Raw genomic sequence first — 24,701 nt, forward strand, 5'->3', positions numbered from 1 at the left:
AGAAACAGCGCCATCGCCATGGCTGCCCTCCGGTTCCGCTTCGCTCCACCTACGGCCAGCCATGGCGCAGGAGGCGATCATGCACTAACAAACCGAACGGACCACTCAGTGGGGGCCGGTCAGCGCGACCTGGCCATTGCCGAGGGTTTCCTGACAGTCGACGCCTCGACCGTAATCGCCACCCAGCTCAACCAGCTGCTCAGCGAACGTTCCGGCGAATTGCTGGGGCCAGATCAGGTTCGCGCCATCCTGGATGCGGTCAAAGAGAACAATTCCGGCCTGGTTGAAGCGATCCACCCGCAGCCGCTCAGCCTTGCCGCCCTGACCCGCGTGCTGCGCGCCCTGCTGGATGACGGCATTCCGATCGGCCACCCGCTGCCGATCTTCGCCAGCCTCGCTGATGGGGTGCAGGTCGCGGCCGATCATGACCGGCTGGTCGAACTGGTTCGCGCCGATCTGGGCGGGCTGATTGTCGGACGGATCTGCGCGCCGGGTGAGCGGCTGCCGGTGCTGACACTCGACGCCCAGCTGGAGGCGGCGATTGTCCAGGGGCTGAGCGATCCGAGCACGGGTCAGCCGCTGATCGAGCCAGACCTTGGGCGCAATATTGGCGAGCACGTTGCCGCACTGGTGGCCGAACGCGGCCCATCGGCGCCGCCGCTTGCGCTGGTCGTCCAGCCGCGCGCACGCCGGGCGCTGGCTGCCCTGCTCAAACTGCGGGCACCGTCCTGCCTTGTGATTTCTATCGCCGAACTGCCGGCCAGCCAGTTGATCGAGGTGATCGCCGTGATTGGCGCGCCGGCCGCACCCGCCCTTCCCGAACCGGAGATTCTTGCCGCATGATCCAGGATCACAACAGCCTTAAGGCTGCAGGCGCCTATCGCTGCGCCACGACCGAGCGCGTCCGCCGCTTCATGCCCATGGTCCGGCGGCTGGCCTGGCACGTTCACGGCTCGGGCCGGGCCGGGATCGAGCTGGAGGACCTGATGCAGGCCGGCCTGGTCGCGCTGACCGAGGCGGCGCAGCGCCATGCCGGGCCGGGCGAGGATGGCTTTGCCGCCTATGCCAAGATCCGCGTGCGCGGGGCGATGGTCGATCTGATCCGCCGCGCCGTACCGATTTCGCGCGGGGGTATCGAACGGCGGCGGCAATTGGCAGACCAGGAACACGTGCTGCGCGGGCAATTGGGGCGTGATCCGACCGCGTCCGAGCTTGCCGAAGGACTGGGGGTCAGCGCGGACGAACTTGCTAGCCTGCGCGGCAGCAGCGAGCCTTTGCGGTTCGAGCCAATCGACGCGGTCTATTCCGATCACGATCCGGCTTTTGCCGACGAGCGGCCCGACAGCCACGATATCCTTGAAACACAAGAGCTGCGCGTTGCTTTGGCCGGTGCGGTTGCGAACCTTCCCGAGCGGCTGCAACTGGTGATGCAGCTTTACTTCGTTGAAGAGCTCAACCTGGCGGAAATCGCCGCAACCCTGGATGTTTCGGTGCCGCGTGTGCACCAATTGAAAGCCCAGGCGCTTGATCGCCTGCGGGCTGAACTCGGTCCAATGGTCGATATCGTCTAGCTTGCGCGGGAGGGGGCGGTCCGGCAATATGCTTGTATGTCTGCGTGCGATACCTGCGTTGTCCGGAACCGGGCTATCTGTGCCTCGCTCGATAGCAACGAGTTGGAAACGCTCAATACTATCGGTCGCCGCCGCACGCTTGCGCCAGGAGAATCGTTGATCTGGGAAGGCGAGGATTCGGTCCTTGTCGCCAATGTGATCGATGGCGTGCTTAAACTTTCCACCGGAACCGAAGACGGGCGGGAGCAGATTGTTGGGGTGGTTTACCCCTCTGACTTCATTGGCCGGCCGTTTGGCTCAACCACCGGCCATGGTGTGACCGCGCTGACCGAGGCCAAGGTCTGCGTGTTCAGCCGCCGCGATTTCGATGCCTTCGCGCGCGAACATCCGGCGCTGGAACACAAGTTGCTGCAACGCACCCTTGGCGAACTCGACCGCACGCGGCGTTGGATGCTGCTGCTCGGCCGCAAGTCTGCAGGTGAGCGGGTTGCGAGCTTCATTATCGAAATGTCGGAACGGCTGGTCGAGCAGGGCTGCCAGGGCACCCATGACCAGCCTTTGAAGCGCTTTACCCTGCCGTTCTCGCGCCAGCAGGTGGCTGACGTGCTGGGGCTGACGATCGAAACGGTCAGCCGCCAGTTCACGCGGCTCAAGTCAGAAGGCCTGATTGACCTGCCCTCGCGGCGCGAGGTGGAAATTCTCGACCGCGAAGGGCTGGCCGCCGAGGCTGGTTAGGAATACCTTCCAAGCGAAGCGACGGGAGCCACCAATTCCCCCTCCCGCAGGCGGGAGGGGGGCTAGTGGAGCAGTAGGCTGCGGCGCTGCGCTTTGTCAGAAGCGGTATGAAACCCCGCCACTCAGCACCCAGGGATCAAGCTTGTGCTTGGTGGTGAGCACTTCGGCGCCGGCCGCGTTGGTTACGTGCAGGCGCGTGCTCATGAAGTACTTCTTGGCATCAAGGCTGACGCCAAAGCCCTTGTCGCCCAACGGGATATCAACCCCAGCCTGAAGCGCGACACCGAACTGGTTGTCGAGCTTGGCCTTGGTGCCGCCCAGCGCCATCGTCGTCGCAGCAGGCTTTTCGTCGATGTAGAAGAAGATCGACGGGCCAACGCCGATGTAGGGCTTAATGGCGCCGGCGTTGACGTGGTACTTCAGCGTTACAGTGGCCGGCAGGATCAGCACGTGATCAAGGATCGTTGCCCCGGCAATCGCGCCTTCACCGCCGACCTTGTGTTGCGTGAGGCAGCAGATCGTTTCGATCGAGACATTGTCTGAAGCGAAGTATTCCACCGCCAGGGTCGGCACGACATTGTCGTTCGCGCTGGTCTGGCTGCCAGCGGGCAGGCCGATGGCGTTGTTCTCAAGCGCGGTGATCTTGCCATCCGGCAGTACACCGGTAGCGAGCAGCTTGACCTGGACCTTACCGTCGTTGCTGCCGGCAGCGGCCGGGCTCGCGGCAAGGATAGCGCAGGCACCCAGCAGGGCGGATACAGTCAGTTTCTTCATAATCCCTCATCCGGCGCCGCAGCAGCTGCACTGTGCAGCAGAGGTGGTTACGGCGCAGGACGGGCAATTGCGACGGGATCGAACGTGAAACATTGATCTTGCGCAATTTTCGGATTGTTTATGGTTATTTCTGCACCAGTCGCTGAAATTTGATCCCGGTCAATGTTGCATTGCGGCAGGCGGTCCAAGTGCGCTTTCATCTGTCATTTCCTGAGAGGGAAGGCTCATGGAATCCGTAATCTCGCGCAGCGGCTGGTGGCTAGCTGCACTGTTTCTTTCAATCTTCGCCATGGCGGCCGCGGTCGACTGGGGCTTCTCGGTGCACATGGGCATTTTTGCCCTCGCTGCATTGGTTGGTCTGGTCGTCTCGCTGCGTACTACCGACTTTCAGGCCGCCGCGCGCGGGATCCTGAAGGCGCCGCTCGACGAAACCCGTTATGATGACGACCTGATCCGCTATGGCATGATCGCTACGATGTTCTGGGGCATGGCCGGGTTCCTGGTCGGCCTGATCATCGCTTTGCAGCTGGGCTTCCCCGCACTCAATCTGGGGCTGGAGTGGACCAGCTTTGGCCGCCTGCGCCCACTGCACACCTCGGCCGTGATCTTTGCTTTTGGAGGCAGCGCGTTGATCTCCACCTCGTTCTACGTGGTGCAGCGCACTTGCCGGGCGAGGCTGGCCTTCCCTGGCCTCGCCCGTTTCGTATTCTGGGGTTACCAGCTGTTCATCGTTTTGGCGGCAACCGGTTATTTGCTCGGCATCAGCCAGGGTAAGGAATACGCCGAGCCTGAATGGTACGTCGATCTGTGGCTGACCATCGTCTGGGTGGCCTATCTGGTCGTGTTCGTCGGTACGATCGTCAAGCGGTCTGAGCCGCACATTTACGTTGCCAACTGGTTCTACCTTTCGTTCATTCTGACGGTGGCCATGCTCCACCTGGTCAACAACGCGAACGTGCCGGTCAGCCTGTTCGGTTCGAAGAGCTACCCGCTGTGGTCGGGTGTGCAGGGCGCACTGGTGCAGTGGTGGTATGGTCACAACGCCGTCGGCTTTTTCCTGACCGCCGGCTTCCTGGCGATGATGTACTACTTCGTGCCCAAGCAGGCGCAGCGCCCGGTCTACAGCTATCGGCTGTCGATCCTGCACTTCTGGTCGCTGATCTTCCTCTATATCTGGGCGGGTCCGCACCACCTGCACTACACGGCGCTGCCCGATTGGGCGCAGACGCTGGGCATGGTCTTCTCGGTGATGCTGTGGATGCCCAGCTGGGGCGGGATGATCAACGGCCTGATGACGCTGAACGGCGCCTGGGACAAGGTCCGCACCGATCCGATCATCCGCATGATGGTGCTGGCGCTGGCCTTCTACGGCATGAGCACCTTCGAAGGCCCGATGATGAGTGTGAAGAGCGTCAACTCGCTCTCGCACTATACCGACTGGACCATCGGCCATGTTCATTCCGGCGCGCTTGGCTGGAACGGGATGATCACCTTCTCGGCGATCTATTACCTCGTTCCGCGGTTGTGGCAGCGTGAACGGCTCTATTCTCTGCGGATGGTCAACTGGCACTTCTGGCTGGCGACCCTGGGCATCGTTTTCTACGCCTCTTCGATGTGGGTGGCGGGGATCACCCAGGGCCTGATGTGGCGCGAATACGGGGCCGATGGCTATCTGGTGAATTCCTTCGCCGAAACGGTCGCCGCGCTGCACCCGATGTACCTGCTGCGCGCCTTTGGTGGGGGCATGTTCCTGGTCGGTGCCGGCATCATGAGCTTCAACGTCTGGCAGACCATTGCCGGCAACCTCCGCGATGAGGAGCCGCTCTACCAGCCAAAGCATGATCCCGCCGCGGACCGCCCGCTCACCGCTGTTCCGGCCGAATAAGGGGGGCCTCCACGATGACTTCACAAGCAACTGATGCGACCCCCAAGGAAGACTGGCGGCGCCACAAGAAGATGGAGCGCAATATCGCGCTGTTCGGCATTGCTGCCTTCGCGGCGGTGACGATCGGCGGGATCGTGGAAATCGCCCCGCTGTTCTGGATCGATAATACGATCGAGAAGGTGGAGGGGATGCGCCCCTATACCCCGCTCGAGCAGGCCGGGCGTGACATCTATGTCCGCGAGGGCTGCTATGTTTGCCACAGCCAGATGATCCGTCCGTTCCGTGATGAGGTGGAACGTTACGGGCACTACAGCCTGGCGGCGGAATCAATGTACGACCGCCCGTTCCAGTGGGGTTCAAAGCGCACCGGGCCGGACCTGGCGCGGGTGGGCGGCCGCTATTCGGATGAATGGCATGTCCAGCACCTAAAGGATCCGCGGGCGGTGGTGCCGGAATCGGTTATGCCGACCTATGCCTTCCTGGCCGAGCGTGAGCTGGATGTCGGCGATGCCAGCGCCACGCTGACCGCGCTCTACCGGGCCGGCACGCCCTATACCAAGGATCAGATCGCCAAGGCCAACGACGACCTGAAGGCGCAGGCCGATCCAATGGGCGACGCAGCCGACCTGAACAAGCGCTACCCCAAGGCCCAGGTTCGCGATTTTGACGGTCAGCCAGACAAGCTGACCGAAATGGACGCGCTGGTGGCTTACCTGCAGATGCTGGGCACGCTCGTCGATGTGAATGCCGCCGCGGCGCAGGAGGATCTGGCTAAGGAGAAAGGCTGGTGAGCACACACTCCACCTATGACATGCTGCGGCATTTCGCCGACAGCTGGGGATTGTTGGCCATGGTGGTCACTTTCCTTGTGCTCGTGCTCTGGCCGTTCCGGCCGGGCGCCCACTCCGCCAACGAGGCGGCCAAGACCATGATCTTCAAGGATGACGACGATGGCAGATAAGCGCATCGACGAAGCAACCGGTGTCGAAACCGTTGGCCACAGCTGGGACGGGATTGAGGAACTCAACAACCCGCTACCGCGCTGGTGGCTGTGGACATTCTACGCCTGCATCGCCTTCGCGATCGGCTACATGATCGTTTACCCGGCGATTCCCTTGGCCAACAAGGCCAGCGAAGGCCTGTGGGGCTGGTCAAGCCGCGGGCAGTTGGCGGATGAAACCAAGGCCGAGCAGGCCCGTCGTGCCGGGACGCTAGCCGCACTGGCCGCAACGCCAATTGAGCAACTGGCCGGCAAGCCAGAACTGATGCGGGCCGCGATCGAAGGCGGCCGCGCCGCCTTCCGCGTCAACTGCGTGCAGTGCCATGGTTCGGGCGCGGCGGGCAGCACAGGCTACCCCAACCTGCGCGACGATGACTGGCTGTGGGGCGGCAACATCAAAGAAATCGAGACCACGCTGATCAACGGTATCCGTCAGCCGGGCAATGATGCCACGCGCCAGAGCCTGATGCCGAACTTTGGCAAGGATGGCATCCTGCCGCCGGCCGACATTGCGGCGGTGACCGATCACGTCTTGTCCTTGACCGGTAAGAGCAAGCCCAATGCCCGCGGTGGTGAAATTTTCGCCGCCAACTGCGCGGTTTGCCACGGTGCCGATGCCAAGGGTGGGCGCGCGGTCGGAGCGCCGAACCTGGCCGACGCGATCTGGCTCTACGGCGGCAAGCGCGATCAGGTGATCGGCAGCATTACCCAGGCCCATGCCGGGGTGATGCCAGCCTGGGGGGGCAAGCTTGATCCGGTGACGATCAAGATGCTGGCAGCCTATGTCCACTCGCTGGGGGGCGGTGAGGATTTCGTGGCGGCACCGGCGGCAGCGCCGGCAGCCACCACGGCCGCAGCTCCTGCGATGGGGGAGGCCAATGCTAAGCCCTGAGCCTGCGGGCAAAGTGTCTTACTACGAAAAGCGGAAGGCCGTCTTTCCCAAGGTGGTGAGCGGCCCCTTCCGCCGCTTCAAGTGGCTGATGCTGGTGGTCACGCTAGGGATCTATTACCTCACGCCTTGGCTGCGCTGGGATCGGGGTCCCTATGCTCCGGACCAGGCTGTGCTGGTCGATCTGGCGCACCGCCGGTTCTACATGTTCTCGATCGAAATCTGGCCGCACGAGTTTTACTTCGTGGCGGGCCTGCTGATCATGGCCGGGATTGGGCTGTTTCTGATTACCAGCGCTTTCGGCCGGGCCTGGTGCGGTTATTCCTGTCCGCAGACGATCTGGACTGATCTATTCCAGCACGTTGACCGCCTGATCGATGGCGATCGCAATGCCCAGCTGCGGCTCGAGGCTGCACCGTGGGGGGCGGCTAAGCTGTTCAAGCGCGGCCTCAAGTGGTCGATCTACCTTGCCATCAGCTTCTGGACTGGCGGCGCCTGGATCATGTACTTCGCCGATGCGCCCACGCTGACGGTTGATTTCTGGACCGGACAGGCCGCGCCGGTCGCCTATGCCACCGTCGCGATCCTGACCGCCACGACCTTCGTTTTCGGCGGCTTCATGCGTGAACAGGTTTGCATCTACATGTGCCCCTGGCCGCGCATCCAGACTGCGATGCTCGATGAAAAGAGCCTGATCGTTACGTACAAGGACTGGCGCGGTGAACAGCGCGGATCGGTCAAGGCCAAGGAGCGCAACCCTGACCTGATCGGCGACTGCGTCGATTGCAACCAGTGTGTCGCGGTCTGCCCGACCGGCTATGACATTCGGGGTGGGCCGGATATTGCCTGCATCACCTGCGGCCTGTGCATCGATGCCTGTGACAAGGTGATGGATCAATTGGGCCGCCCGCGCGGGCTGATTGACTATGCCACGCTGGAAGATTGTGAGCATGAGCGCGCCGGAGGCGAGCGCCGCTCGATCCTCAAGACCGCGCTGCACTGGCGCACGCTGGTCTATTTCGGGGTCTGGGCGGCGATAGGTGCCGGCCTGCTGTTTGCGCTCGGCACCCGCCAGCGAATTGATCTGAGCGTCGCCAAGGATCGCAACCCGCCCTTCATGCTGCTGTCGAACGGCGAAGTCCGCAATGACTACACGATCAAGCTGCGCAACATGGAAGCCCGTCCACGCCCGATGTCAGTGTCGCTGGAGGGGCTGCCGGGCGCGGTGATGTGGACCGACGAGATGGGCCGCGAAAGCGCCGCGCGTGAACTGCAGTTCACCGTCGCGCCGGACCAGACCAAGCCGGTCCGCGTTTATGTTGTCGCGCCGCAAGGGACCGAGGAAGAGGAGTTCACCTTCGTCCTCGCCGCGCGTGACCGCGAGGCCGGCGGTGACCGCGCAGAGACTCGTTTCGATGCTCCCGAAGAGGACGACGACGAATGACCATCGCTGCCAACACGAAAGGCCAGCTGACTGGCCATAAGATCACCGCGATCTTCGTTGCGTTCTTCGGGGTGATCATGGCGGTCAATTTCACCATGGCACACTTCGCCAGCTCGACCTTTGGCGGGGTGGTGGTGGAGAACTCCTATGTGGCCAGCCAGCATTATAATCGCTGGCTCGATGAGGCTGCGGCGCAAAAGAAGCTTGGCTGGGATGCGACAGTTTCGCGCCTGCCGGATGATCGGGTGGCGGTGCGTTTCACCGGCGTCCCGGACGAACTGACCGTCTCCGCGGTTGCCCGGCATCCGCTGGGCCATGCACCGGATCAGGCGCTGTCCTTTGTCCGCGCTGGCGATGGGGCCTTTGTTTCGACCAAGGCAGTCGCCCCGGGGCGCTGGATGGTCCGTCTCGCTGCTGAAGCCGGCCGGGCCAAATGGCGCGAGGAGCAGGAACTGCGGTGAACGCCCCCGCGCGCCTTGCTGATGCCATGCCGCTTGAGGCGACCGTACTGGTCGTTCCGGGCATGCATTGCGCCGGCTGCATGGGCAAGGTTGAGCGAGCCTTTGACGGCCTGCCGGGCGTCCACTCTGCCCGCGTCAACCTGACCGCGCGGCAGGTTCGGGTTGAACACGAAGCATCGGTGCGCGAACCGGACTTGGTGGCCGCGCTGGCCGATGTGGGCTTTGCCAGCCAGCCCAGGGTGGAGGACCTGTCTGCCCCGCCGTCGGCGGTCAAGCCGCTGCTCGCCCCGCTCGCCGTCGCAGCCTTTGCCTGCATGAACGTGATGCTGCTGTCGGTCTCGATTTGGTCGGGTGCCGAAGGGAGCACGCGCGACCTGTTCCACTGGCTCTCCGCGCTCATCGGAGTGCCCGCGATTGCCTATGCCGGCCGCCCGTTCTTCACCTCGGCCTGGGGCGCGCTCAAGAAGCGCAGCACCAACATGGATGTGCCGATCTCGATCGGGGTGACGCTGGCAACGGGCTTGAGCCTTTATGAAACCGCGACTGGCGGAGACGAGGCGTGGTTTGATGGCACGTTGATGCTGCTGCTGTTCCTCCTGGCCGGACGCGTGCTCGATGCGATGATGCGCGACCGCGCCCGCGCCGGGGTCGATGCCCTGCTGCGCCAGGCCGCGCCCGGGGCGATGGTCGTCGGCAAGGACGGCACAACGCAGTGGGTCGCGGCGCGTGACCTTGTGCCGGGCATGACCATGCGGGTCGCAGCCGGGGAACGGCTGGCGGCTGACGGTGCAATCGCCGCCGGGCAAAGCCGCTTTGACCGATCACTGCTGACCGGTGAGAGCGCGCCCGTGGCTATGCTGGCCGGGGATGCGGTCCACGCCGGCACGCTCAATCTGGATGCGCCGGTTGACGTGAAAGTTACCGCCGCTGGTGCCGATACGTCTTTGGCAGAGATCGCGCGACTGATGGAAGCCGCTGGGCAGGTCCGCTCGCGCTATGTCCGCATCGCTGACCGCGCCTCGCGGCTATATGCCCCCGCGGTCCATACTCTGGCAGCACTCACCTTGGCCGGCTGGCTGATTGGCGGAGCGGGATTGCACCATTCACTGGTAATCGCGATTGCCGTTCTCATCATCACCTGCCCTTGCGCGCTCGGCCTGGCCGTGCCGGTGGCACAGGTCGTGGCCAGCGGGGCGCTGATGCGTGCCGGGATCATGGTCAAGGATGGGGCAGCGATCGAACGCCTTGCCGTGATCGACAGGGCCCTGCTCGACAAGACCGGGACGCTCACACTTGGCCACCCGGTGCCGGATCGGGCTTGCCTTGCCGCACTCGATCCGGACGAAGCCGCAGTCGCTCTCGCGCTCGCCTCGCATAGTCGCCACCCGCTGTCGCGGGCATTGGCTGACGCGCTCGCCAACATTCGGGCCGTCGAACTGGACGACGTCTCGGAAGAGCCCGGGCGCGGAATTTCGGCACAATGGCGGGGGCAAACAGTTGCCCTGCGTCGACCCGACAGCGCCAGTGGCATCGCCACGGCGCTGGTCATCGGCAGCCGCCCGGTGCGGCTGATCAACTTCGCTGACCAGCTTCGCCCCGATGCCGCGCAGGCCTTGGCCGAGCTCAAGGCCTTGGGGGTCACGGCGACGATCCTGTCGGGTGACAACCCCGCTGCCGTTGCCGAGGTTGCCAAGCAGACCGGGCTTACCGCCCAGGCCGCCGCCAGCCCTGCCGACAAGCAGTCTGCCATTGCCCGCTTGCAGGCCGCGGGGCACAAGGTGTTGATGGCGGGAGACGGGCTTAACGACGGCCCCGCGCTGGCCGCTGCGAACGCCTCAATCGCGCCGGGCAGCGCCAGCGACGTCGGGCGGCAGGCGGCGGATCTGGTGTTCCTGGGGGATTCGCTCCTTGCCCTGCCGCGCGGGGTGCGCGCCGCGCGCCGGACCATGGCGGTGGTGAAGCAGAACTTCGGACTTGCCATTGGCTACAACGCGCTGGCTGTGCCGCTGGCCATGTCCGGGCTGGTCACTCCGCTGATTGCAGCCATTGCGATGTCGACCAGCTCGCTGATCGTCATCGCCAATTCGCTACGGCTTTATGGAGCGGCGCGGTGAACGGCCTTGCTATCCTGATCCCGGTCGCACTGGGCCTGGGCATGCTGGGGCTGCTCGCCTTTTTCTGGGCCTTGAAGCGTGGCCAGTTTGAAGACCTGGATGGGGCTGCCGCGCGGATCCTGATCGACGATGAGGATGATCGGTCAGCATGAGCCGCGCCGCGCCTCTCTTTGCCCTGCTGGCGATCCTGCCCGCCGCGCTCCACGCTGCGCCGGTGATGGCCGGTGACAGCCTGCTCGTCCCGATTTGCACTGGTGACGGGCAGACCCGGCTCGTCGCGATCCCCAAGGGTGGCACCACGCCGCGCAGGGGGGGAGAGCAGGATTGCGTGAAGGGTTGCCATGCCGGTTCTTCGCGCAAGCGCACGGGGGCCCCGCAATTTGAGCCTGCGCAATGACCGGCGCCGCGGGTACCGCAATAAGCGGCGGCATGTGGCCCTATTACCCCGATCTGCTGGCCGTACCGGTCCCACGCTACACCAGCTTTCCCACTGCGGCGGAATTTGGTGACCGGATCGGCACAGCCGATGCCGATGCCGCGCTGCGTGCAGCTTCCGGTGACGTTTCGCTCTATGTCCATATCCCGTTTTGCGAGCAGATCTGCTGGTACTGCGGCTGCAACACGGGGGCGGCCAACCGCCGCCAGCGCTTGGCCAGTTATCTTGATGCCCTGCACCGCGAGATTGCGCTGGCCGGGGTACGGTTGGATGGCCGGATTGCGGCGCGTCGAATTGCGTTCGGTGGGGGCAGCCCCAATGCCATTGCCCCAACCGATTTTGTCCGGCTGGTTGATGCACTGACGCTGCACGTTTCGCTGGAGGATCCACTATGGTCGATCGAAATTGACCCGCGCACGCTGACAGAGGAATGGGCGCAGGTGCTCGGCTGGGTTGGGGTGAGCCATGCCTCGATGGGGGTGCAGACTTTTGCCCCGCATCTTCAGGCCGCGATCGGGCGGGTCCAGGACGATGCGTTGATTGCGCGCGGAACGGACATGCTGCGCGGGGCAGGCGTAACCTCGCTCAACTTTGATCTGATGTACGGGCTGCCCGGCCAAACCCTTGCGGACGTGGAGCACACGCTGCGCCGCACGGTGGAACTGGGGGCAGATCGGATCGCGCTGTTCGGCTATGCGCACGTACCCCACATGATCCCGCGCCAGCGGCGAATTGATGCCAGCCACCTGCCGGGCCAGGCTGACCGGTTTGCCATGGCCCAGTTTGGCTACCAGCTGTTGACCGGCGCGGGCTATGTTCCGGTGGGCTTTGACCATTTCGCCAAACCTGGCGATCCCCTCGCCGTTGCTGCAGAGTCCGGCACGCTGCGGCGCAATTTCCAGGGCTTCACCGATGATCAGGCGCCCGTGCTGGTCGGCCTTGGCGCATCGGCGATCTCGATCGCGCCCGATATCATTTGGCAAAACGAGAAGAACGCCGGACGCTATCGGATGTTGCTTTCGCAGGATCGGTTGCCGGCGAGCGGCGGGCTGGAGCGCAGCGCCGAAGATCAACGCCGTGGCGCGGTAATTGAAGGCCTGCTGTGTCGGGGCGAAGCCCAGTTGGGCACTGATCTGGCGAATGAAGTGCTGGTGCGCCTGCTCCCCTTTATCGACCGTGAACTGGCCGAGCTTGACCATGGCACCCTGCGCCTGCTGCCGGAAGCGCTGCCCTATGCGCGTACCATCGCCGCGCTGTTCGATCCCTATCGACAGGATTCCGCCCGCCGGTTCAGCTCAGCGGTTTGAGCGCAAAAAAAGAGCGGCTGAACTGTGCAGCCGCTCCAGGTGGGGAGAAAGGTTGGAAAGGAAGCCAATTGGCCTCCGCCTTGTCCCCCTGATGGAACAGCTTTGCGGGCAATGCTTTGATCGGGATCAACCTTTGCGAAAATCTCAGCGCTGGGCCAATTGGACCAGGGTGTCGGGGCCTAGCACCTGCGGCAAAGGTTCAGGCGCAGTGCTTCCGGCCGGATACCACAGGTACAGCGGCACCCCAGCTGCACCCTGGGCGGTCAGGAAGCGGGTGATCGCCGGATCGCGCCGGGTCCAGTCGCCTCGCAGCACGATTACCCCGGCTTTCTGGAAGGCATCGCGGGTTGGCTCACGCTCGATCGCGACGCGCTCGTTGACCTTGCAGGAAAGGCACCAATCAGCCGTCATGTAGACGAACACTGGCTTGCCACTGGCCTGCGCCCGGGCGAGCGCTTGCTCGCTGAATGGCTGGGCATCGAGCAGCCCGGCTTCGGCGCTGGCGGCTGGGGCGCGGACCATGCCGGGCAGGCCGATGGCCGAAAGCGCAAGCAAGGCGGCAAGCCCGGACCACCACAGCCGTCCACCCGCCAGGCCATTGCGCTGACGCCGCCCCAGCAGGACCAGCGCGGCGATCATGATCACCGCGATCAGCACCAGCGCAAAGGCAAAGCCATTGCCGCCGGTGCGGGTGGCTAGCCAGATCAGGGCGAGGGCGGTCAGCCCCATTGGCAAGGCCATCCAGTTGCGGAACTTGCCCATCCATGCCCCCGGCTTCGGCATCCGCCGCCGCAGCGCCGGGATCCAGGCGATAGCCAGGAACGGCAGGGCAATGCCCAGCCCCAGCGCGCCGAACAGCAGCAGTGCGGGCAGTGGCGGCAGCAGCAGCGCGGCGCCCATCGCCGCGGCCATGAACGGGCCAGTGCATGGCGTTGCGGCAAAAGCGGCGAGGAGGCCGGTTGCAAAGGCGCCCTGCGGTGAACCCTCGCTGGCAAAGCCCGGGACCATGAATTCATAGAGCCCCAGGAGGTTGGCGGTGATCGCCACGGCCAGCAGCAGCAGCGCGGCGATAACCAGCGGTTCCTGCAGCTGGAAGGCCCAGCCCACTTCCTGCCCGGCGGCACGCAGGGCGAGCAACAGTCCGCCCAATGCGAGGCAGGCGACGATCACGCCCGCGGTGTAGGCCAGCCCTTCGGCGCGGGCGTGGCTTTCGCTCTCGCCCGCCCGCGCCAGGCTCAGCGCCTTGAGGCTAAGGATCGGGAAGACGCAGGGCATGATGTTGAGCAGCAGTCCGCCGGCCAGTGCCGCCAGCACCAACCAGGCGAGCGATGGTGAATCTGCAGCCGCGCTCTTGAGCGGCGTTCCGCCGATCGGTACGTCACCCGGTGCGGCGCTGATCGTCACCCCATCACCTGCGGGGTTAAGTCGCAGCACGGCCTCGATTGCGCCCGGCTGGGCAGGATCAAATCTTGCCACCGGTACTTCGGCCACCAGCAGGTCACCCTCGCGGAAGAATGCCTGCGGGGCGGCATAATCGACCACGCTTTGCGTTACGAGAAACAGGTGCGGCTGGCTGACCTGCATGGTGGCCGGCAGCGGAATGGCCACGCGCAGCTTGCCGCCGGCAAAGGCGAAGCGGGCCGGGCTGCCAAGCGGGGCGGGCAGGGCGGCGCGCCAGCGATCGAACCGTGGGTCCGGCTGGCCCGGGGAGCCAACGGTCACCTTGGCGGCCAGTTCGCCCTGTTCGGGCACGCATATTTCATCGGTGCAGGCCAGCCACTGCGCCTTGGCGCGCAGGTTCAGAATCTGGCCCGGTTTTGCATCGGCCGGGACGGTGAAGGGTACCAGCAGCGCGTATTCGGTCTTGTAAACGTGGTTCATCAGCCCGGCGATGGTCAGCGTGGCTGGTACCGGATAGGCCAGCGCGCCCACCTTCGCCCCCTTGGGCAGAGCCCAGTCTACGCTCATCCCCTGGCCGGCATCGCCGGGGTTCTGCCAATAGCCGTGCCAGCCGGGCTTGGGCTTCATGTCGATCGCCAGGGTGACCGTGCTGCCGGGCGTGGCTGGGCCTTCCGCCAGCAGGCTTGCGGCGATGTTGGTTTCGCCTGCCTGCGCCGGGGTGGCGGCCAGAATAAGCAGTTGCAGCAGGAAGGCGATCAGTGCCGCAAGACGGGGCATCAAATTGTCTACTCCTTGGCCCTTCGCAGGCCTTGCACTCGGGCGCTGGCAACGCCATCAGGGCCTTGCCGATTTCAGCGACCAAAGCAAGGATTCACCCATGCGCCGCACCGTTCTTCGTCTGCTTGCCACTGCTGCCCTGGGGCTGTCAGCCCCGGCTTTAGCCCAAGGTCAGCCGGCGCAGGCGGCCCCCACGCAGCCCGCCGCAGAACCGGCGCGGCCCCAGCTGGTGCTGGCGGTGTCGATTGATCAGCTCTCGGCCGATCTGTTCGCCCAGTATCGGGAGCATTTTGTTGGCGGTTTTGCCCGCCTGCTGACTGGCGCGGTTTTCCCTTCGGGCTTCCAGTCGCACGCCGCGACTGAAACCTGCCCCGGCCACTCGACGATCCTGACCGGCGCCCACCCGGCGCGCAATGGGATCATCGCCAACAACTGGTTCAACCCTTCGATTGGCCGGGCCGAGAAGAAGATCTATTGTTCCGAAGACCTGTCCGACCCGGCCAGCACGCCGAATAACCCCGTCGTTTCGGCCAATCTGCTAAAGGTGCCGACGCTGGGCGAGCTGATGAAGGCCGCCAACCCTGCCACGCGCAATGTTGCTGTCTCGGCCAAGGATCGCGCCGTGGTGATGATGGGCGGTCACAAGATTGATGCCGGTTACTGGTGGAAGGGCAATGGCTTCGTGACCTTCAAGGGGCGTGATCTGGCCCCTGCGGTGCAGCGCGCCAATGCCGCTGCCAGTGCCCTGCTGGCCAAGGGTGCTCCGGCATTGAAAGCGCCGCTGTGGTGCGGTCCGCGGGATCGCCCGGTTGCTATTGGCGCCGGTACGGTGGGAACTTACCGCTTTGCTCTGCCCAAGGGGGCCAAGCCCGATGTCCTGCGCGTATCGCCGCGGATGGATGGGGCCACGGTCGATCTGGCCCTCGCGCTGGTCGATGACATGAAGCTGGGCCAGGGCGCGGCGACCGACGTGCTGTCGGTCAGCCTTTCGGCCAATGACTATATCGGCCATGCGCTCGGCACCGAGGGCGTCGAAATGTGCATCCAGATGAACGAACTGGATGGCACGCTAGGCCGCCTGTTTGCCGCGCTCGACAAGCGCAAGATCGATTACCTGGTCGTGCTGACGGCTGACCACGGCGGCCACGATGCGCCTGAACGGCTGCGGCAGCAGGCCATGCCAGGAGCCACCCGCGCCGATAAGGCGCTGATGCCCGCCGCACTGGGCGCGGAGATCACCCGCCGCACTGGGATCACCGTGCCGCAGGGGCCGCTGATTTATGGCGATGGGCCGTTCGGTGACATGTATGTCAACGCCGCGATCGCCGGCGAAGCCAAGGCGCGGGTCATTAACGAGCTGGTCAGCCTGACCCGGAACCATCCGCAGGTCGCGGCGGTCTTCACCGCTGCCGAACTGGCCGCGACACCGATGCCGGCCGGCAATCCGCAAGACTGGACGATCAAGGAACGCGCCCGCGCCTCATTCATGGCCGAGCGTTCGGGCGATGTGATCGTCGCGCTGAACCGCGCCGTCACCCCGATCCCGGAACCGGTTCCCGGTGCCTTCGTTGCGACCCACGGCAGTGTCTGGGATTATGACCGCCGCGTGCCGATGCTGTTCTGGCGCAAGGGCATGACCGGGTTTGAACAGCCCAACCCGGTTGAAACGGTCGACATCGCGCCGACCCTCGCCGCAGCCATCGGGCTCAAGATTGATGATGGTGCCTTCGATGGCCGCTGCCTCGATCTCGATGCCGGTACCGGTAATACCTGTGAGCGGGCCAAGTGAGCGGGCACCGCGATCTCATCATCCTTGGCGGCGGGTTGGTTGGCATGACCTTGGCCCTGGCCGCGGCGCGGCAGGGCATGACCAGCCACGTGGTTGACCGGGCTATGCCCGAACAATTGACAGCCGATGGGGCTGACGGACGCGCATCGGCCATTTCGACCGCCAGCTGGAACCTCTTCGCCAATATCGGTCTGGCTGAAACGCTCGAGCCGCTGGGCTGCCCGATCGATGCGATCGCGGTGACGGATCAGATGAAGCCCGGGCGGATCGACTTTCAACCGGGGGCGGAAGACGGTTCGCTGGGCCGGATGTATGCCAACCGCGATATCCGCGTGGCCCTGTTCGAAGCAGCCAAGGCCGAGCCGGCAATCGCCTGGCATTCCGGCGCAGAAGCGATCGAGCGCGAGCGCGGCGAGCATGGCGTGCGCGTGGTGCTGGATAACGGCGCAGAGCTGACCGCCAGTCTGCTGGTCGCGGCCGAAGGGCGCAAGTCCCCCACCCGTGATGAGGCTGGGCTGGTCACTGCCAAGTGGGACTATCACCACCGCGCGATCGTGACGGCGCTCTATCATGAAAAGAGCCACGAAAACGTCGCTTGGGAAATCTTCTATCCGGCCGGCCCGTTTGCCCTCCTGCCACTGCTTGATGACAATGGGCGGCACCGTTCGGCCCTGGTCTGGACCGTGGCGGAAAAGGATGCCGCCGGGGTTCTTGCCATGCCTGAGGCATTGTTCCTGGGTGAGGTCAGCCGCAACATGGGCGGCATGTTCGGCGCGCTTGAACTGGCTGCGCCGCGCATGAGCTATCCGCTCAACTTCCACCGCGCGCCGCGGATCGTCGATCACCGCCTGGCGCTGATTGGCGATGCTGCACATGGCATTCACCCCATCGCCGGGCAGGGGCTCAACCTGGGGCTGCGCGATGTCGGCGCCTTGGTTGAAGTGCTGACCGACGGGATGCGGCTTGGCCTTGAGCCGGGCGATGCCCAGCTGCTGGCTCGTTATGAGCGCTGGCGCTCTGTCGATAGTTTTTCGGTTGGCTTTGCGACCGATGCGATCAATCGGCTATTCGCCATTCCCGGCCGCCTGCCCAGCGCAGTGCGGCGCCTTGGCATGGGCGCCGTCCAGCGCTCGGGCTGGCTCAAGCGGTTCTTCATGGATGAGGCACGCGGGATGTCAGGCGATCTGCCGGCGCTGCTGCGCGCCTGAGCCATCAGGCCGGCGGCGTACCCGGTCCCGGCTGCTGCACGGCAGCCCCAGCGGCATCCTTAAGCTTTTCGGGTTCCAGCAGGGCAGAGGTTTCGATCAAGTCCAGCGCTCGCTGCGAGGCCGCATACCGCCGTGCATTGCTAAGCCAACTACCGGCTGAGCGGGCACCCGGCAGGCGCTCCACTTCCGCGATCGCGGCATCAACCTGGCCGCTGCGCAGCATTAGCCGGGCGTGATCCAGCCGGAGGTCGGGTTGGGCTGTCGGCGCATCGCCACGGCGAATTACAAACAGGGAAGAAAGCTCGCGCGTAAAGCGGGTCCAGCCGCCTTCGTTCTTGGGCGTGCCGAGCAGGGCCGGGGTGATCGCATCCAGATCGCTGCCCAGCCGGTCAATCGTCACGGGGCGCTGAGCGTTCGAAATCAGCGTGCTGACAGCATTGCCCTGCGCATCGCCAAAGCGCAGCTTCAACTGACTTTCAAGATAACCCAGCGGTGCTCCGCGCTCGATCGCCCGGCGAACGGCCAACGCCACCAGCAGGGCCTCGGCGCGGGCAGTGTTGCCCTCGGTCGCGGCGGCCTGCAGGTCAAGACGCGTCAGCCGTTGTTCCAGCGCGGCAATCCGCTGATCCATTCCGCCGGCAACAACTGCGCTATCCTTCGTCGGTGCGGAAAGCATGTCCATGACAGGACTTGCCTTGGGAACTGGGGCAGCAACTTCGGCGCGGCCAAATCCAAGATCAAGCGGCAGCTTGTCGTCGTAAACCAGCCAGCCGATCAACGCTGCGCCGCCAATGAAGGCGAGCAGCGAGGTGCCCATCACCGCGCGCCAGGAAATGCCCGTGCTGACAGGACGGCGCGAAAAAGAATCAAATTCAGTCATACCTGATCGCAATGGCCTTCAGGAATTGGTCTTACCCCATGGGTCTTGGCACATCTGACGGGCCAAGGCCAGCAGCGCGCGGTCGCTGGTATCGGCGGCAACCGCAACCTCGCCCCAGCCCTCGCCACCCGCAGCCGCAATCCGCGGCCCCAGTGCGCAAAGCCGAAGCCTTGCGCGGCGCAGGCCGTTGCGAACGCATTCAGCAGAAAAATGATGCGCGGCCTCTGCCGAATGGAGCGCGACAATCGCCGGCTCGGCGAGCAATGCTGTCAGGTCCGCCGGCATCGGCTGGGCCTGGCTGGCATAGACGATCCGCTCGGTCATGGTGACGCCGGTGGGTAAGTTCAGGGCGATGCGCTCTGCGCCCGAGAGCCGCAGCAAGCGCCGGTGTGCGGGATCGAGCCGGCCCAGCACATCTTGCAAGCCGCCCTGCCCTTGTGCGATAACCGTAAGGCCAAGTTCACGCGCCGCTTCGGCCGTGGCTTCGCCCACGGCATAGGCCGGCAGGTGGCGGACGGCCGCAAGACCCGGTCCGGCATGGCGCAGGGCATTGGCGCTGCCCAGCAGCAAGGCATCATGGTTGTCAGGAGGAGGCGCTTGCCATGATCGGGGCGTAACCGCGAACAGCGGAAAACCGTGCGGTTCAAGGCCCACCGTCCGCGCTGCGCTGACCGTTGCGGTGCAGCCAGGCTCGGGGCGGATCACGACCAACGGAACCATGGGCCTTATCCTTCGAAGTGTTGCCGGATCTTGGGCGAGGCCTGATCGAGCAAGAGCCGCGCAAGCTCTGCCGGGCCAGCCGGATCGCCTTCAGGGAAGTGCAACGTTGCCGTGACCCGCTCAGCCCCGTCCGGGCTGAACAAGGCGGCGTGCAGGACCAGTTCGCCCGGCCGGTGCTCGGTCAGCGCGGCGATCGGGCTGTGGCAATTGCCGCCCAGCGCGGCGAGCAGGCCGCGCTCGGCCAGCAGGGCAAGGCGGCTGCGCTGGTGGTCGATCGTGGCCAGCAGGCTGGCAGTGGTGTTATCATCCGCGCGACATTCAAGCGCGATGCAGCCCTGCCCGGGGGCAGGCAACCAGGTGTGCGGATCAAGCGCTGTGCCCACTTCGCTTTGGCTCAAACGCTCAAGCCCCGCCGCAGCCAGCAGGGTCGCTTCGGCCTCTCCGGCCTCCAGCTTGCCAAGCCGGGTGGCGACATTGCCGCGGAACGAGACAATCTGACAATCGGGCCTGAAATGGAGCGCCTGTGCGGCGCGGCGCGGGGCGCTTGTGCCAATTCGCGCTCCCGGGGGCAGAGCTTCAAGGCTGTCCACGCCCACCAGCACATCGCGCACGTCGGCCCGGGGGAGGACTGCGGCGATGGCGATTTCCGCCGGACGCAGGGTTTCAACGTCCTTGGCCGAATGGACGGCGAAGTCGATTTCGCCCGCCAGCAGCCAGGCATCGAGTTCCTTGGTCCACAGCGCTTTTCCGCCAATCTCGGCCAGCGGCCGGTCGAGCACCTTGTCGCCGCTTGCAAGAACGGGGACGATTTCCACGGCCAGGCCGGGGTGGGCGGCACAGAGCCGGTCACGCGCTTCTTCGGCCTGAGCCAGGGCGAGCGGGGAGCGGCGGGTGCCAAGACGTAGTGGACGGTCGATCATGCGCGGGTTGTGCTACCCGCCAATCTGACTAAGGAAAAGCCAGGATGGCGGTTGTCCTCGGAATTGAATCGTCCTGTGACGAAACGGCGGCGGCGCTGGTGGATGGCGAGCGCCGGATCATAGCCCAGCGCATTGCTTCGCAGGATGATGCGCATCGTCCCTATGGTGGGGTGGTTCCCGAAATTGCGGCGCGCGCCCATTCCGAACGGATCGCCCCGTTGGTCGCCGCGGTGCTGGAAGATGCCGGGATGACCCTGGCCGATGTTGATGCCATTGCCGCCACGGCTGGCCCGGGCCTGATCGGCGGGGTGATGGTCGGGCTGGTCACGGCCAAGGCGCTGGCCATGGCCAGTGACAAGCCGCTGATCGCGGTCAACCATCTGGAAGGCCACGCGCTGTCGCCGCGGCTGGCCGATGTCGCGGTGCAATTCCCCTACCTGCTGCTGCTCGTTTCGGGCGGTCACTGTCAGGTGCTGCGGGTGGAGGGCGTGGGGCAATATCGCCGCCTTGCCACGACCATCGATGATGCGCTGGGCGAGGCCTTTGACAAGACGGCCAAGATCCTGGGCCTGGGGTTCCCTGGTGGCCCCGCGGTGGAGCGGCTGGCCCGGGAAGGCAATCCCAAGGCCGTGCCGCTGCCGCGTCCGCTCTTGGGCAGCGCCGAACCGCACTTTTCCTTCGCTGGCCTTAAGAGCGCCGTGTTGCGGGCCAAGCAGGCTGGCGTTCACGCCGATGCCGATATTGCCGCTGCCTTTCAAAAGGCTGCGCTGGATTGCGTAATGGACCGGACCCGGCGCGCGTTGGCCGGCAGCGTTGGTGTGACCGCGCTGGTCGTTGCCGGCGGGGTGGCCGCCAACCAGACGATCCGCGGCGGACTTGAAGCCCTCGCCGCCGAATTCGGCCTGCCCTTTGTCGCGCCGCCGCTGGCGCTGTGTACCGATAATGCCGCCATGATCGCCTGGGCCGGACAGGAACGACTGGCATTGGGCAACTTTGCGCCCGATCCGCTGGACATTGCCGCCCGTCCGCGCTGGCCACTCGATCCCGAAGCCGCGCCGGTGCGGGGAGCAGGAGTGAAGGCATGAACATAGGGGTTCTTGGCGGAGGTGCCTGGGGCACGGCACTGGCGCAGGCTTTTGCCAGCGATGGCACTCCGGTGCGGCTGTGGGCGCGTGAGGAAGAGGTCGTCGCTGCGATCAATGATCGACAGCGCAACCCATTGTTCCTACCCAGCGCTGAGCTGGCCCCATCGATCGTCGCCACGGGTGATATTGCGGCGATGGACAGTCTGCCCATATTGCTGGTTGTCGCGCCCGCGCAGCACCTTGGTAAAGTCCTCGCCGGCCTGAGTGATCGTCCGCGAGATCTGGTGCTGTGTTCGAAGGGGATCGAAGCCGGCACCGGTCGGCTGATGGCCGATGTTGCCAAGTCGGCCCTGCCGCAAGCTGAAATTGCCGTGCTGTCCGGGCCAACCTTCGCTCACGAAGTGGCCGCGGGCCTGCCAACCGCCGTGACCCTGGCCTGCGCCGGGGGCGAAGCGCAGTGGCAGCGGCTGTGCTCCGTGCTTTCGCGGCCGATGCTGCGCCCCTATTACTCGGATGACGTCGTCGGGGCGGAGATCGGCGGTGCGGTCAAGAACGTGCTCGCCATTGCCTGCGGCGTAGTCGATGGACTGGGGCTGGGGCAGAACGCTCGGGCTGCGTTGATCGCGCGCGGCTATGCTGAAATGACTCGGTTCGGCCTGGCGCTGGGCGCGCGGGCGGATACGCTGGCGGGACTGTGCGGACTGGGCGATCTGGTCCTGACCTGCTCGTCCACTTCCAGCCGCAACTTCACGCTGGGCAAGGCGCTGGGCGAGGGGATGAGCGCGGCCGAGGCGCTTTCGGGCAAACTCAGCGTGGCCGAGGGTGCCCATACCGCGCCGGTGCTGGCCGATCTGGCCAGCAAGCGCGGGATCGCCATGCCGATTGTCGCTGCCGTGGCGCGGCTGCTTGCAGGGCAGGCCCCGGCGCAGCAGGTGGTGGCCGAGTTACTGGCCCGGCCGTTGCGGGCGGAAGGGGAGCTGGCGTGAGCCAGACCCCCGATCAGGATATCGCTGCGCTTGCCAAGGGCGGGCGCACCAACTTCCTGGGCTTTGTCCTGCGGCTGGGGGGCACTGCGCCGTTCCTGTTTATCGCCGGCCGGTTTTATGGGGTTGAGGCGTTGGGGCGCTATGCCTCTGCGCTGGTGATCGTTGAACTGATCGCCCAGCTTTGCGTGCTCGGCCAGCGCCGCGGCCTTGCGCAGCGGCTGTCGGAAGACCCGCGCGAGGAAGTCCATGTCATCGCCGATGCGTTGATGCTGACCCTGCTGCTCTCGCTCGGCGCGGCAGTCCTGCTTTACCTGTTCCCGGCGCCAATGTTTCCCAGCGGCGAGTATAACGCCTGGGACCGGCTGCTGCCGCTGGCGATTGTTGCCAATGCGCTGACTGACATTGCGCTTGCTGCTTTGGCCTATCGCTACAATGTTGGCGCGACGGTGCGGGCGCGCTCGCTGGTAGAGCCGTGGGTGCAAACTCTGGCGGCAATCGCCTTCCTGTTCGTGCTGCCGGCAGCCGGGCTGGCGCTATCCTTCATCCTCGCCAAGATCGCAGCCTTGGCGGTTTCGCTCTGGCCGCTGCTACGAACCTTTGGCGTGCCGACAGGCTGGAGCCCGCATCCCTTGCGGCTGGGCAAACTGGCGCTCCTCTCTGCGCCACTGGCCGGCGCGGACCTGGTCGAATGGGGCACGCGCAAGCTTGATATCGCACTGCTCGGCTTCTTCACCTCGCCAGTGGCGGTCGGGGTCTACTACGCTGCACAGCAGGTCGCTTCGCTGCCTCAGAAGCTCAAGACCAGCTTTGAGCCAATCCTGGGGCCAGTGATCACCCGCAACCTGCGCGATGGCAATCACGCTGCGATTGCGGCGCAGGTCAATCAGGTCGGCTTCTGGATCATCGCTGCCCAGGCCGGCATTGCCCTTGCCCTGGCCATTCCGGGCGAGGCGGTGATGGGCCTGGTTGGGCCACAATTTGTGGGCGGGACCGGCGCGCTGACTTTCCTGTTGCTAGCTGAAGTCGTCGCGGCCACCGCCGTGGTGAGCGAGGCGGCGCTGGTCTATATCGCGCGCCTTAAAAACCTGTGGCTGTCACTGGCGACGATTGCCTTGCAGGCCGGGCTGACCGTTGGGGGTATCCTGCTGGTCCGACACTATGCCCTGGGCGATAAATATGCTGCCGCCGCGGCTGCGGGTGCATTGATGCTGGCGCTGGGATTTGCCTCGCTCGGCAAGGGCTGGCTGCTGGGACGCCTGCTCAACGCGCCCGTCAACCCGTTCCGCTGGCCACTGGTTTGGGCCCTGGCCCCGGCCGTGCTGGCCGGCTGGGCTGCAACCCGCTTTCTGCCTGAATGGGCCGAGCTTGCGCTTGGCCTGCCGGCGATCCTGTTCACTTACGGCTATGTGATCTGGCACAAGGGTTTTGGCCCCGAAGATCGCGTGCTGTTCCGCAAGAATGTTGGCGGCGCTGAAGCCGCAGAGGAAGGTAAGTCATGATCGATCTGTCCAATCCCAACTTGCTGATCATTGCCGGGGCAGTGGTCCTTGGCCTGCTGCTTGTCTGGTTCCTGTTCGGCCGCTCCAGCGCCCCGCGTGTGCGCAGCTATAAGCCCGACGTGCTGGACGAGGGTGCCGCCCCAGCGGCGCGCAACCAGGCCCTGATTGATGCGCCGCCGGCCGCCAAGGTTGCGCCGGTTATTGCGCCCACTCCGGCTCCTGCTCCTGCGCCAGTTCAGAAAGCCAAGCCTGAGCCAAAGGCCAAGGCTGGGCCGAAGCCAAAGCCTGAACCCAAGTCCAAGGCCGAGCCCAAGCCTGAGCCCAAGGCGGCGCCCACGTCGGCCGCAAAGTCCAAGGCCGCTCCGAAGGCGGAACCCAAGCCCAAGGCCGAACCTAAAGCCAAGGCCGAACCTAAAGCCAAGGCGGAGCCAAAGGCCAAGGCTGAGCCAAAGGTCGCGCCGAAGCCGAAGGCGGAACCTAAGCCCAAGGCCGCGCCCAAGGCTAGTGCGGCTTCCGCCGGTCCGGATGATCTGTCGCGGATCAAGGGGCTTGGCCCCAAGCTGCAAAAGCTGCTCCCCGAACTGGGTGTGACCAGCTTCGCTCAGATCGCGGCGATGACCGATGCCGACCTGGCGGAACTGGATAGCAAGCTGGGCGCATTCGCCGGTCGTCCCGCCAAGGACAGCTGGGTAGAACAGGCCAAGTTCCTTGCTGCCGGGGATACGGCCGGGTTCGAAGGCAAATTCGGCAAGGTCTGACGCTTCGTTGACGGCGGTCAATGCGGCCGCCGTCGCGCCGCGCCATCTTCGCCTTCAGGGTC

General features: G+C 65.2%; 24 protein-coding genes and 1 pseudogene. 20 read left to right on the forward strand and 5 right to left on the reverse strand.

Annotated features, from left to right (window positions below; all coding sequences use genetic code 11):
* From RQP55_RS12075 to RQP55_RS07630, 4 genes and pseudogenes are all read left to right on the forward strand, one after another.
* Positions 1-88, forward strand: a pseudogene (locus tag RQP55_RS12075) (integrase catalytic subunit); the annotation flags it as partial.
* Between the two features lie 20 nt (positions 89-108).
* On the forward strand, positions 109-843 hold the full coding sequence (locus tag RQP55_RS07620) for an FHIPEP family type III secretion protein (protein WP_315609591.1): 735 nt from the start codon (positions 109-111) through the stop codon (positions 841-843).
* On the forward strand, positions 840-1,571 hold the full coding sequence (locus RQP55_RS07625) for a sigma-70 family RNA polymerase sigma factor (protein ID WP_315609592.1): 732 nt from the start codon (positions 840-842) through the stop codon (positions 1,569-1,571). Before RQP55_RS07620 ends, RQP55_RS07625 begins: the two co-directional genes overlap by 4 nt.
* Before the next feature lie 36 nt (positions 1,572-1,607).
* The gene (locus RQP55_RS07630; RefSeq protein WP_315609593.1) at positions 1,608-2,306 is read left to right on the forward strand and encodes a Crp/Fnr family transcriptional regulator; all 699 of its coding nucleotides are present in this window, start codon (positions 1,608-1,610) and stop codon (positions 2,304-2,306) included.
* 96 nt (positions 2,307-2,402) lie between these two features.
* On the opposite strand, the gene RQP55_RS07635 is transcribed toward RQP55_RS07630, so the two are convergent.
* Entirely contained in the window at positions 2,403-3,080 is a 678-nt protein-coding gene (locus RQP55_RS07635; protein WP_315609594.1) for an OmpW/AlkL family protein, read from the reverse strand.
* A gap of 226 nt (positions 3,081-3,306) precedes the next feature.
* Between RQP55_RS07635 and ccoN the strand changes: the two genes are divergently transcribed.
* From ccoN to RQP55_RS07685, 10 genes are read left to right on the forward strand one after another with little or no spacing between them, the layout of a single operon-like run.
* Positions 3,307-4,965, forward strand: coding sequence for a cytochrome-c oxidase, cbb3-type subunit I (ccoN, locus tag RQP55_RS07640; RefSeq protein WP_315609595.1), 1,659 nt, complete (start codon positions 3,307-3,309; stop codon positions 4,963-4,965).
* Between the two features lie 14 nt (positions 4,966-4,979).
* Positions 4,980-5,756, forward strand: coding sequence for a cytochrome-c oxidase, cbb3-type subunit II (ccoO, locus tag RQP55_RS07645; RefSeq protein WP_315609596.1), 777 nt, complete (start codon positions 4,980-4,982; stop codon positions 5,754-5,756).
* Entirely contained in the window at positions 5,753-5,926 is a 174-nt protein-coding gene (locus RQP55_RS07650; protein WP_315609597.1) for a cbb3-type cytochrome c oxidase subunit 3, read from the forward strand. Before ccoO ends, RQP55_RS07650 begins: the two co-directional genes overlap by 4 nt.
* Positions 5,916-6,857: a cytochrome-c oxidase, cbb3-type subunit III gene (gene ccoP / locus RQP55_RS07655; RefSeq protein WP_315609598.1), complete on the forward strand. Its 942-nt coding sequence runs from the start codon at positions 5,916-5,918 to the stop codon at positions 6,855-6,857. Before RQP55_RS07650 ends, ccoP begins: the two co-directional genes overlap by 11 nt.
* Positions 6,844-8,298, forward strand: a complete 1,455-nt coding sequence (ccoG, locus tag RQP55_RS07660; protein WP_315609599.1) for a cytochrome c oxidase accessory protein CcoG — start codon at positions 6,844-6,846, stop codon at positions 8,296-8,298. The genes ccoP and ccoG overlap by 14 nt, the downstream gene beginning before the upstream one ends.
* Positions 8,295-8,759, forward strand: coding sequence for a FixH family protein (locus RQP55_RS07665; protein WP_315609600.1), 465 nt, complete (start codon positions 8,295-8,297; stop codon positions 8,757-8,759). The genes ccoG and RQP55_RS07665 overlap by 4 nt, the downstream gene beginning before the upstream one ends.
* Before the next feature lie 26 nt (positions 8,760-8,785).
* The gene (locus RQP55_RS07670; protein ID WP_315609788.1) at positions 8,786-10,873 is read left to right on the forward strand and encodes a heavy metal translocating P-type ATPase; all 2,088 of its coding nucleotides are present in this window, start codon (positions 8,786-8,788) and stop codon (positions 10,871-10,873) included.
* On the forward strand, positions 10,870-11,025 hold the full coding sequence (gene ccoS, locus RQP55_RS07675; RefSeq protein ID WP_315609601.1) for a cbb3-type cytochrome oxidase assembly protein CcoS: 156 nt from the start codon (positions 10,870-10,872) through the stop codon (positions 11,023-11,025). The genes RQP55_RS07670 and ccoS overlap by 4 nt, the downstream gene beginning before the upstream one ends.
* The gene (locus tag RQP55_RS07680) at positions 11,022-11,270 is read left to right on the forward strand and encodes a hypothetical protein (protein WP_315609602.1); all 249 of its coding nucleotides are present in this window, start codon (positions 11,022-11,024) and stop codon (positions 11,268-11,270) included. The genes ccoS and RQP55_RS07680 overlap by 4 nt, the downstream gene beginning before the upstream one ends.
* A gap of 32 nt (positions 11,271-11,302) precedes the next feature.
* Positions 11,303-12,616 carry a radical SAM protein gene (locus tag RQP55_RS07685; RefSeq protein ID WP_315609789.1) on the forward strand — a complete coding sequence of 438 codons (1,314 nt, stop codon included), beginning with the start codon at positions 11,303-11,305 and terminating at the stop codon, positions 12,614-12,616.
* Between the two features lie 144 nt (positions 12,617-12,760).
* Here the strand turns inward: RQP55_RS07685 and RQP55_RS07690 are convergent, their stop codons facing one another.
* The gene (locus RQP55_RS07690) at positions 12,761-14,794 is read right to left on the reverse strand and encodes a protein-disulfide reductase DsbD family protein (RefSeq protein ID WP_315609603.1); all 2,034 of its coding nucleotides are present in this window, start codon (positions 14,792-14,794) and stop codon (positions 12,761-12,763) included.
* A 100-nt stretch (positions 14,795-14,894) separates the two neighbouring features.
* Here RQP55_RS07690 and RQP55_RS07695 point away from each other — a divergent pair, with 100 nt between their 5' ends.
* Together RQP55_RS07695 and RQP55_RS07700 are read left to right on the forward strand one after the other, a co-directional pair.
* The gene (locus RQP55_RS07695; protein WP_315609604.1) at positions 14,895-16,583 is read left to right on the forward strand and encodes an alkaline phosphatase family protein; all 1,689 of its coding nucleotides are present in this window, start codon (positions 14,895-14,897) and stop codon (positions 16,581-16,583) included.
* On the forward strand, positions 16,580-17,791 hold the full coding sequence (locus tag RQP55_RS07700) for an FAD-dependent monooxygenase (RefSeq protein WP_315609605.1): 1,212 nt from the start codon (positions 16,580-16,582) through the stop codon (positions 17,789-17,791). Before RQP55_RS07695 ends, RQP55_RS07700 begins: the two co-directional genes overlap by 4 nt.
* A gap of 4 nt (positions 17,792-17,795) precedes the next feature.
* Here the strand turns inward: RQP55_RS07700 and RQP55_RS07705 are convergent, their stop codons facing one another.
* The 3 genes from RQP55_RS07705 to hemC are packed head-to-tail and all read right to left on the reverse strand — an operon-like array spanning position 17,796 to position 20,311.
* Complete coding sequence (locus RQP55_RS07705) at positions 17,796-18,671, reverse strand: hypothetical protein (RefSeq protein WP_315609606.1); 876 nt, start codon at positions 18,669-18,671, stop codon at positions 17,796-17,798.
* Between the two features lie 18 nt (positions 18,672-18,689).
* Complete coding sequence (locus RQP55_RS07710; protein ID WP_315609607.1) at positions 18,690-19,391, reverse strand: uroporphyrinogen-III synthase; 702 nt, start codon at positions 19,389-19,391, stop codon at positions 18,690-18,692.
* Between the two features lie 5 nt (positions 19,392-19,396).
* Positions 19,397-20,311 carry a hydroxymethylbilane synthase gene (hemC, locus tag RQP55_RS07715; protein ID WP_315609608.1) on the reverse strand — a complete coding sequence of 305 codons (915 nt, stop codon included), beginning with the start codon at positions 20,309-20,311 and terminating at the stop codon, positions 19,397-19,399.
* A 44-nt stretch (positions 20,312-20,355) separates the two neighbouring features.
* Here hemC and tsaD point away from each other — a divergent pair, with 44 nt between their 5' ends.
* Genes tsaD through RQP55_RS07735 form a run of 4 tightly spaced genes read left to right on the forward strand, consistent with a single transcriptional unit; the run spans position 20,356 to position 24,639 of the window.
* A complete protein-coding gene (gene tsaD / locus RQP55_RS07720; RefSeq protein WP_315609609.1) occupies positions 20,356-21,396 on the forward strand; it encodes a tRNA (adenosine(37)-N6)-threonylcarbamoyltransferase complex transferase subunit TsaD in 1,041 nt (346 codons plus the stop codon).
* Entirely contained in the window at positions 21,393-22,382 is a 990-nt protein-coding gene (locus RQP55_RS07725) for an NAD(P)H-dependent glycerol-3-phosphate dehydrogenase (protein WP_315609610.1), read from the forward strand. Before tsaD ends, RQP55_RS07725 begins: the two co-directional genes overlap by 4 nt.
* Positions 22,379-23,881 carry a lipopolysaccharide biosynthesis protein gene (locus RQP55_RS07730; RefSeq protein ID WP_315609611.1) on the forward strand — a complete coding sequence of 501 codons (1,503 nt, stop codon included), beginning with the start codon at positions 22,379-22,381 and terminating at the stop codon, positions 23,879-23,881. Before RQP55_RS07725 ends, RQP55_RS07730 begins: the two co-directional genes overlap by 4 nt.
* A complete protein-coding gene (locus RQP55_RS07735; RefSeq protein ID WP_315609612.1) occupies positions 23,878-24,639 on the forward strand; it encodes a hypothetical protein in 762 nt (253 codons plus the stop codon). The genes RQP55_RS07730 and RQP55_RS07735 overlap by 4 nt, the downstream gene beginning before the upstream one ends.
* Positions 24,640-24,701 lie beyond the last annotated feature (62 nt).

It is taken from the genome of Novosphingobium sp. APW14 (genome assembly GCF_032337075.1).
Lineage (GTDB): Bacteria > Pseudomonadota > Alphaproteobacteria > Sphingomonadales > Sphingomonadaceae > Novosphingobium.